Annotated in this window: 9 protein-coding genes; 4 read left to right on the top strand and 5 right to left on the bottom strand. The window is 63.8% G+C overall.

Features of this window, described 5'->3' with window-relative positions; genetic code table 11:
* From AC1DMG_RS16705 to rnt, 5 genes are all read right to left on the bottom strand, one after another.
* Nucleotides 1–452: phosphate ABC transporter ATP-binding protein (locus AC1DMG_RS16705; protein WP_477180791.1), on the bottom strand; the 452-nt coding region annotated here is incomplete at its 3' end.
* A complete protein-coding gene (pstA, locus tag AC1DMG_RS16710; RefSeq protein WP_477180792.1) occupies nt 445–1,320 on the bottom strand; it encodes a phosphate ABC transporter permease PstA in 876 nt (291 codons plus the stop codon). The genes pstA and AC1DMG_RS16705, both read right to left, overlap by 8 nt.
* Complete coding sequence (gene pstC, locus AC1DMG_RS16715; RefSeq protein WP_441603515.1) at nt 1,320–2,339, bottom strand: phosphate ABC transporter permease subunit PstC; 1,020 nt, start codon at nt 2,337–2,339, stop codon at nt 1,320–1,322. The genes pstA and pstC overlap by 1 nt, the downstream gene beginning before the upstream one ends.
* Before the next feature lie 181 nt (nt 2,340–2,520).
* Nucleotides 2,521–3,555 (bottom strand): phosphate ABC transporter substrate-binding protein PstS, encoded by a 1,035-nt coding sequence (pstS, locus tag AC1DMG_RS16720; protein WP_441603514.1) that lies wholly within the window; start codon nt 3,553–3,555, stop codon nt 2,521–2,523.
* 184 nt (nt 3,556–3,739) lie between these two features.
* Nucleotides 3,740–4,399 carry a ribonuclease T gene (gene rnt / locus AC1DMG_RS16725; protein ID WP_046970448.1) on the bottom strand — a complete coding sequence of 220 codons (660 nt, stop codon included), beginning with the start codon at nt 4,397–4,399 and terminating at the stop codon, nt 3,740–3,742.
* Nucleotides 4,400–4,611: 212 nt separating this feature from the next.
* Here rnt and AC1DMG_RS16730 point away from each other — a divergent pair, with 212 nt between their 5' ends.
* The 4 genes from AC1DMG_RS16730 to AC1DMG_RS16745 all read left to right on the top strand — a co-directional run.
* On the top strand, nt 4,612–6,246 hold the full coding sequence (locus AC1DMG_RS16730) for a hypothetical protein (protein ID WP_441603513.1): 1,635 nt from the start codon (nt 4,612–4,614) through the stop codon (nt 6,244–6,246).
* A 214-nt stretch (nt 6,247–6,460) separates the two neighbouring features.
* A complete protein-coding gene (locus AC1DMG_RS16735) occupies nt 6,461–6,811 on the top strand; it encodes a hypothetical protein (protein WP_477180793.1) in 351 nt (116 codons plus the stop codon).
* A 206-nt stretch (nt 6,812–7,017) separates the two neighbouring features.
* Nucleotides 7,018–7,701 (top strand): carbonic anhydrase, encoded by a 684-nt coding sequence (locus AC1DMG_RS16740; RefSeq protein ID WP_441603511.1) that lies wholly within the window; start codon nt 7,018–7,020, stop codon nt 7,699–7,701.
* Nucleotides 7,664–9,172, top strand: a 1,509-nt coding sequence (locus AC1DMG_RS16745) for a SulP family inorganic anion transporter (protein ID WP_477180794.1), incomplete at its 3' end; no start/stop codon positions are given. The genes AC1DMG_RS16740 and AC1DMG_RS16745, both read left to right, overlap by 38 nt.

Here is a 9,172-nt window from a genome sequence, read left to right on the forward strand (position 1 = left end):
GCGCTGCGCAGCGCCTGTTCGACGCGGATGTCCATGTCGGCGCGCGACAGCTTCTCGTGGTGGCGGATGCCGTAGGCCACGTTCTCGAAGATGGTCATCGGGAACGGCACCGGCTTCTGGAACACCATGCCGACTTTGCTACGCAGGCGGTTCATGGAATAACGCGAGTCGAGGATGTTCTCCTCGTCCAGCACGATCTCGCCCTTCGCCTCGAGCTTGGGGTAGATCGCATAGATGCGGTTGAAGATGCGCAGCAGCGTGGACTTGCCGCAACCGGAGGGGCCGATGATGGCCGTGACCTTCTTCTCCGGGATGTCCATGTTGATGCCTTTCAGCGCATGGAAACCGTTGTAGTAGAAGTGCAGGTCGCGCACCTTGATCTTGGTCGGCGCAAGCGGAGCGTGCGTGGCCGCGGACTGCGGGTGGATGCCGGCGGCGGCGGACTCAGTCATGGGACACCTTGTTGCGGGAAAGGACCAGACGGGAGGCAAGACTCAGCAAAAGCACGAACATGGTGAGCACGAAGGCACCGGCCCAGGCGATGGCATGCAGGCCTTCACCCGGATCGTTGGCGTACTGGTAGATCACCTGCGGCAGGCTGGACATCTTGTCCGACGGGTTGAAGGTCAGATAGTTGTTGCCGAACGCGGTGAACAGCAGCGGCGCGGTTTCGCCGCTGATGCGCGCCAGCGCCAACAGCACGCCGGTGATGATGCCCGAGCGTGCGGCGCGGATCAGGATCTGCGTGGTCAGCTTCCACTGCGGAATGCCCAGCGACAGCGAGGCCTCGCGCAGGGTGGAAGGCACCAGGCGCAGCATTTCATCGGAGGTACGCACGATCACCGGCAGGGCGATCAGCGCCAGCGCGATGCCGCCGGCCCAACCGGAGAAGGTGGTGGAGCCGTCGGTGAGCGCCGTGCTCGGCAACACTACGATGGTGTACACGAACAGCCCCAGCACGATCGAKGGCGCCGACAGCAGGATGTCGTTGAKGAAGCGGATCGACTCGCCCAGCTTGGTGCCGCTGGCGTACTCGGCCAGCCATGCGCCGGCGAGCACGCCGATCGGCGTGGCGATGACGATGCCGATCATGTTCACCGTCAGGCTGCCGACCATGGCGTTGAGCAGGCCGCCATCCTCGCCATAGGCGGTGATCTTGGTGAACAGCTGCGGGCGCAGCGCACCGATGCCCTGGCGCAGCGTTTCCCACAGGATCCACGCCAGGAAGATCAGGCCGATCAGCGTGGCCACCACGCTGAGTGACAGCGCGATGATGTTCTTGATGCGGCGCTGCGTGTAGAGACTCGAACCGGTGGCCATCAGCGACCCTCCTTATGGGCCATCTGTCGCAGCATCCAGCGCGCAATCAGCAGCACGATGAAGGTCACCACGAACAACAGGAAGGCCAGCGCCATCAGCGTGGACTTCTGCAGGCCCGCAGCCTCGCTGAACTGGTTGGCGATGGTGGAAGCGATGGACGCGCCCGGATCGAGGATCGAGGGCGACAGCTTCATCGCGTTGCCGAGCACGAAGGTCACCGCCATCGTCTCGCCCAGCGCGCGGCCCAGGCCGAGGAAGATGCCGCCGATCACGGCCGAGCGCGTGTACGGCAGCACGATGTCCCAGGACACTTCCCAGGTGCTCGAACCCAGCGCATACGCCGATTCCTTCAGGCGCGAGGGCACCGTCTGGAACACTTCGCGCATCACCGAGGAAATGAACGGGATGATCATCACCGCCAGCACGATGCCCGCGGTGAGGATGCTGGCGCCAAAGGGGTAGTCGCTGCCGAACAGCTTGCCGACGAAGGGCACGTGTTGCGCCACCCACGACAGCTTGCCGTCGTCGGGCTTGTCGCCGAGGTAGTTGGTCAACCACGGCTTGATATGGTCGGCGAAGAAGGGCGCAAAGATGAACAAGCCCCACATGCCGTAGATGATCGAAGGGATGCCGGCCAGCAGTTCGATGGCCGAGGCCACCGGCGTGCGCAGCCACGGCGGCGCCACTTCGGAAAGATAGAGCGCGATGCCGAAACTCACCGGCACGGCAAGCAACAGCGCAATGAACGAGGTGGCGATGGTGCCGTACACCGGCACGAGCGCGCCGTAGGTGTCGGAACTGGGGTCCCACGCATCGCTGACCAGGAAGTGCCAGCCGAACGTGCCGAACGCGTGGCGGCCGCCCCACAGGGTGGCGCCAGCGGCGCCGAGCAGGCAGGCCAGCACCAGCAAGGCGCAGCCCTTGAGCAGCCAGCTGAACAGGCGGTCGTGCAGGGCGTCGCGCTTGGCGCGCGCTTCCTGGGGCACGGAGGAGGCGATGGCGCCTACGTTCGCTTGCATGTGCGGAGGATTCCTCGGCATTCAGGCCAGTCCGGTGGGGGCCGGCTGGTTGATGGATGGCGCTTCCGGGCGCCTTTCAGCAACAGGCCGCCCGAGGTTAGTCGGGCGGCCGTCGTGGTGCGGTCAAGCCATCAGCTTAAGACTCGCCGGTTGCCGTAGCGTGACCGGCGAGACGCCAGCCTCAGTGCTTGTACTCGGTGCTCCAGTAAGCCTCGATCTTCTTGACCAGGGTGTCCGGCAGCGCGACGTAGTCGAGCGAAGCGGCGTCCTTCTGGCCATTCTCGAGCGCCCACTTGAAGAACTCGAACGCCACCTTGGTGTGCTCGGCGTTCTTGGGCTTCTTGTACATCACCACCCAGGTCGTCGCGGTGATCGGCCATGCCTGCGCACCGGAGGCGTTGGTCATGATCACGTTGAAGTCCTTGGCGCTGCCCCAATCGGCCGTGGCAGCGGCAGCGGCGAACGCATCGGCGCTCGGCGCAACGACCTGGCCGGCGGCGTTCTTCAGGTTCACCCAGCTGATCTTGTTCTTCACGGCATAGGCGTACTCGACGTAGCCGATCGAACCGACGATCTGCTTGACGTACTGCGACACGCCTTCATTGCCCTTGCCGCCCACGCCGGTCGGCCACTCAACAGCCGTGCCGAACTTGACCTTGGCAGCCCAGTCGGTGCTGACCTTGGACAGGTAGTTGGTGAAGTTGAACGAGGTGCCCGAACCGTCCGAGCGATGCACGACGGTGATCTTCTTGGAGGGCAGGTTCACGCCAGCGTTCATCGCGGCGATGCGCGGGTCGTTCCACATGGTGATCTTGCCGAGGAAGATGTCGGCGAGGGTGGTGCCGTCCAGCTTGACCTGGCCCGCTTCGATGCCCGGGATGTTCACCACCGGCACGATGCCGCCCACCACGACCGGGAACTGGCCCAGGCCGAACTGTGCGAGGTCTTCAGCCTTCACCGGAGCATCGGTGGCGCCGAAGTCGATGGTGCCTTCCTTGATCTGCGCCACGCCGGCGCCCGAGCCGACGGACTGATAGTTGAGCTTGTTGCCGGTCTTTTCGGCGTAGCCCGCGGACCACTTCGAAAGCACCGGGTAGACGAAGCTCGAGCCAGCGCCGGTGATGTCGGTCGCCTGCGCGCCCATGGCAAACAGCGAGGCCGTCGCGAACACCGCGGCCGTGCCGATGCGAGTCAGAGATTTGGTTGAGATCAACACGGTTGCTCCTTAGCGATAAGGGTTTCGGGGGATTCCCGCCCGCCGTTATTTCATGCGCGCCGTGTTGCAATGAAATGAGCTCAATGTTTCAGCGATATGACAACTTGCAGGGAATTGTCATATGGCACTGATAACGCAGGGGATTAAATCGTCGCCCGAAATCCGGGCGAGTCCCCTGGTGCCTTCACATCGACTCGATGCCGATCTGGTCCCGCTCGAACTCCTCCAACCGGCGCCAGCGGTTGACGATGGTGCAGAACAGCTCCGCCGTCCGCTCCGCGTCATAAATGGCCGAATGCGCCTCACGCGTATCGAAGGGAATGCCTGCGGCCTGCACGGCTTTGCTCAGCACCGTCTGGCCGAAGGCAAGCCCACTCAACGTGGCGGTGTCGAAGCAGCTGAAAGGGTGGAACGGGTTGCGCTTGTGGGCGACGCGGCGCACGGCCGCATTGAGAAAGCCCAGGTCGAACGCGGCGTTGTGACCCACCAGCACGGCGCGCTGGCAATCCATGTCGCGCATGGCGTCGCGGATTGGCTTGAACACATGGTCCAGCGCCAGGCGCTCGTCCAGTGCGCCGCGCAGCGGGTTGTCCGGGTCGATRCCGGTGATCTCCAGCGCGCGCGGGTCGATATTGGCCCCGGGGAAGGGGTGGACGTGTGCCGAGACCGCCGGCATGGGCTGCAGATAGCCCTCGGGGGTCATGCGCAATATGACAGCGGCGATTTCCAGCAGCGCATCGCGCTCGGCATCGAAGCCGCCGGTTTCAACGTCCACGATGACCGGCAAGAAGCCGCGAAACCGCTCGGCCATGCGGCCGGCCATGCTGTTATTGAGCTTATCCATCGCCTAAGCATATCAGCCGGGGCGGCGACCCCAAGTCCACTGCGGCGTTGGGCGGACGATCCGTACGTGCGCGAACGCATGTCTCCGTTCTGTCACATAACGTCCATGTAACGGTAAAGCCCGAAGCCCATCCTGCCCACCGAACCTGCTTGGACGGCCGGAGATCGAAGGGGGCGGTCCAGGTGATTCTTACCTACATGCGGAGATATTCCATGCGTTCCAAGTTGCTCGCGGTGGCCATTGCTGCCGGTTTGGGCGTTACCAGCTTCCACGTCATGGCCGACCCGGCCGGCGCCAGCACCAAGACCAGCACCCAGTCGACGCAGAACGCCGAGATCGAAGCGCTGAAGGCCCAGCTGCAGGCCCTGCAGGCCAAGGTCGTCGAGCTCGAGCAGCGCACTGACGCGCAGTCCGATATCAACGTGTCGACCGGCCAGGCTGTGGAGCAGGTGCAGAAGCAGGTCGCCACGACCGACGCGACGGTCAAGAAGTCGCAGGACAAGATCGCTTACAAGGGCGTGAACATCACGCTCGGCGGCTTCCTCGCTGCCGAAACGATCTACCGTTCGGCCAACGAAGGCGCGGACATCGCATCGAACTACAGCTCGATGCCGTACAAGAACGTGCAGACCGCGCACATGAACGAGTTCCGCATGACCGCCCGCCAGAGCCGCCTCTCGGCCCTGGCCCAGGGTGACGTGGATCCGACCACGCATCTGGCCGGCTACATCGAACTGGACTTCCTGGGCGGCGCCCAGACCGCGAACTCGAATGAGAGCAACTCGTTCAACCCGCGTATCCGCAACGTCTACCTGACGTCCGATTGGGACACCTCGGGCCTGCACCTGCTGGCCGGCCAGAACTGGTCGCTGCTGACGCTCAACAGCAAGGGCATCATGCCGCGTGGCGAGCAGATGCCGCCGCAGATCGACGCGCAGTACATCCCGGGCTTCACCTGGGCACGTCAGGCGCAGATCCGCCTGGTCAAGGATTGGGACAAGAAGTACTGGCTGGGCGTCTCCATCGAGAACCCGCAGACCACGTTCTATTCGAGCCCGAACCAGGCCAAGGCGCCGGTGCAGCAGACGGCTTACAACATGACCGCGGGTTCGGGTTTCGACTCGGCCAATACGCTGTCGCTCAACCACATCCCCGATGTGGTGGTGAAGTTCGCGGCTGACCCGGGTTTCGGTCACTACGAGCTGTTCGGCCTCGGCCGCGCCTTCTACAACCGCTATGCCGTCAACGGCAGCTACCAGAACCACAACACCTACGGCGGTGGCTGGGGTCTGGGCGTGATCCTGCCGCTGATCGACAAGACCCTCGACTGGCAGTTCTCCGGCATGTCGGGCAAGGGCATCGGCCGTTACGGCAGCGCCCAGCTCTCCGACGTGACCTTCAGCCCGAACGGCAATCTGGCTCCGATCAAGGAGAACATGATGCTGACCGGTCTGACCTGGCACACCAATCCGGATCTGGACATCTATCTGTTCGGTGGCCGCGAAGCTGCCAGCAAGAAGGACTTCACCGCTTACAACGCGGGCACCGTCGCCCTCGGTTATGGCAACCCGGCTTACAACAACAGCGGTTGCGACATCGCCGGCAACAGCAACTGCGTGGGCAACGCTCGCCAGATCTGGCAGGGCACGGCGGGCTTCTGGTGGAAGTTCTACCAGGGCAAGTTCGGTCGCATGCAGTTCGGCGCACAGTACTCGTACACCCAGAAGGAAGCGTTCCCGGGCCAGGGCTTCATCAATGGCGTGAGCGGTCCGGTTGCCAATGGCCTTGCTTCGCCGAAGGCCACGGAGAACATGTTCTTCACCTCCTTCCGCTACTACCCGTTCTAATCGGATCGGCGGTACGGCTATCGCAAGGGAGTTCTACCCAGGGATGGACAAACGGCGGGCTCTGGCCCGCCGTTTTTTCTTTTTGCGGCCGGGTGTTTCTGCGCGATGACAGCGGCCTGCGAAAATGAATGTTTGCTGGCGCATGCAAGAGAATGCGCGATGGATTTCTCGCAAGGTCTTGCGATTTTCATGCGCTTTCCGATAACGTCGCGGCATGACTTCGCGTCTCCACCGCTCTCGTTTCGCCGCGTTTCTGGCGTGTTTGTTCGGCCTGCTATTGCTGGTCGGCACGCCTGTTCGTCCGGCGCAACTGTCACCGGCATCGTCGGCTGACAAGGCGCTGGCCACGCTGGTCACGGCCGACGATGTCGCCGATAGCGCGGCCGACGACAGCGAGCACGGCTCGCTGGAAGACAACACCAGCAGCGGCATGGACGACATCCTCCATCCCTTCGATGTGGCTTACCTGTGGGCGCCCATGCCCCACCATGCTCCACGCTCGCTGYACGATGAGCTGAGCCCGCACGACCCCGCGCGACTGCTGCGCCCACCCGAAGTCGCCTGAATCGCGTCCGCTGAGGCGGCGCGTTCTCCTCGCGTGCATGGCTTAGGCCTGCCGCCTCCCATGGTCCCGTCAGTGAACTGACCCGCTAGCGCGGCGCGCCCGTCGTGCCTGTGCTTGGCGTTGGCCATCTGTTCTTTTTTTTCGTCGCCTCCTCTGGCGCGCGTTGCGCCGTGGGCGTCGTACCGATTCTTGTCTGGAGTATTCGCATGAAGCGTTTGATCGAAGGTTTCGAACAGTTCCGCAATGAGGTTTTTCCCGCGCAGCGCGAAGTGTTCCGCAAGCTGGCGGCGGGGCAGAGTCCCAGCACCATGTTCATCACCTGCGCCGACTCGCGCGTGATGCCGGAACTGCTGTTTTCCGCGCAGCCTGGCGAGCTGTTCGTGTATCGCAATATCGGCAACATCGTGCCGCCGTATGCGCAGCACGTGAGCGGCGTGGTGGCGGCGATCGAGTATGCGGTGAAGGTGCTCAAGGTCAGCCACATCGTGATCTGCGGCCATTCCGACTGCGGCGCGATGAAGGCGTTGCAACATCCCGAGCTGGTGCAGGACATGCCGTCGGTCGCGGCATGGATGAAACATGCGGATGTTGCGCGCTACGTGGTAGATCAGAACGGACCGGGCCTGCAGGGCTCGGAAGGTCTGCGTCGCCTCACCGAAGAAAACGTGGTGGGCCAGCTCGAACACCTGCGTACGCTGCCCACCGTGGCGGCCGCCATGGCCAGCGGACAACTGCGCATCCACGGCTGGGTGTATGACATCGAGCATGCCGGTTTGAAGGGCTTTGATGCACTTGAGGGTCGCTTCGTGCAGATCGAGCCCGGCACGGCGGGCTTTCCGGAAGCGACGCCGCATGCGCGCTTCGCTGTGCCTGCGTCGTCGGCTGCCTGAGGACGTCGTCGTGATCAGCAACTACTTCAAGCAGGGACTGTTCGGGCGTGACCTGCTCGGTTCCATCGTGGTGTTCCTGGTGGCCTTGCCCTTGTGCATGGGTATCGCCATCGCCTCAGGCATGCCGCCAGCGGCAGGACTCATCACCGGCATCGTCGGCGGCATCGTCGTGGGCGCCGTCGCCGGTTCACCATTGCAGGTGAGTGGACCGGCGGCGGGCCTTGCCGTGCTCGTGTTCGAACTGGTGCGCGAGCATGGCGTAGCCGCCTTGGGCCCGGTCGTACTGCTGGCCGGCATGATCCAGATCGCGGCCGGCTTGTGTCGCGTCGGCGTGTGGTTCCGCATGTGTTCGCCGGCTGTGGTGGCGGGCATGTTGTCGGGTATCGGTGTGTTGATCGTGGCCTCGCAGCTGCACGTGCTGATGGATGGCTTGCCCAAGGCGCGAGGCCTGGAGAACTTCGTTGCGTTGCCGGGAGCGGTGATCGACGCGGTGCAGGGCGAGGTGGGCAGTCTGTCGGCCCTGGGCGTCGGCGTGGCCACCATCGCGATCATGCTTGGCTGGGAAAAACTGCGGCCGGTGAAACTGCGCTTCGTTCCCGGCGCATTGCTGGCGGTGATCGCGTTGACGGCGACCGTGCAGTTCGCGGGGCTGGCAGTGAAAACRGTGGATGTGCCATCAAACCTGATGGCCGCCGTATCGATGCCGACATGGAGCAGTCTTTCCAGCCTGCTGGAACCGTCGCTGCTGATCGCTGCGCTGACGTTCGCCTTCATCGCGAGCGCCGAGACGCTGTTGTCCGCCGCTGCGGTCGATCGCATGCACGACGGCGCCCGCACCAGGTACGACCGCGAGCTCACCGCTCAAGGCATCGGCAATACCATCTGCGGCTTGTTCGGCGCATTGCCGATGACGGGCGTGATCGTGCGCAGCGCGGCGAATGTGCAGGCCGGTTCGGCCACGCGCATGGCGACCATCCTGCACGGCAGCTGGCTACTCGTGTTTGCCATGCTGCTGCCATGGTTGATGCGCATGACGCCGGTAGCCTGCCTGGCCGGCATCCTGGTCTACACCGGCGTCAAGATGGTGAACTTCAGGCAGGTGATCTCGCTGGCGCAGTACGGCAAGGGCACCGCATGGATTTACGTCGCAACCACCGTGGCCATTGTCGCCACCGATCTGCTGGCCGGCGTGCTGATCGGCTTCGCTTTGTCGCTGTTCCGCCTCGCGCTGCATTCGTCGCGACTCAAGGTGGGCCTGCATCATCACGAGGAACCAGGCACGGCATCGCTGCGCCTGGAAGGTTCGGCGACGTTTCTGCGCGTGCCGTCGGTGGCGCGTACCTTGGAAAGCGTGCCGCCGAACACGCGCCTGCAACTGCAGGTGGATCGACTGCATCACGTCGATCAGGCATGCCTGGAATTGCTGCGCGAATGGAGCAGGAACGCGTCGGCACGCGGTTGTGAGCTGATT

It is taken from the genome of Dyella sp. 01N36 (assembly GCF_056399745.1).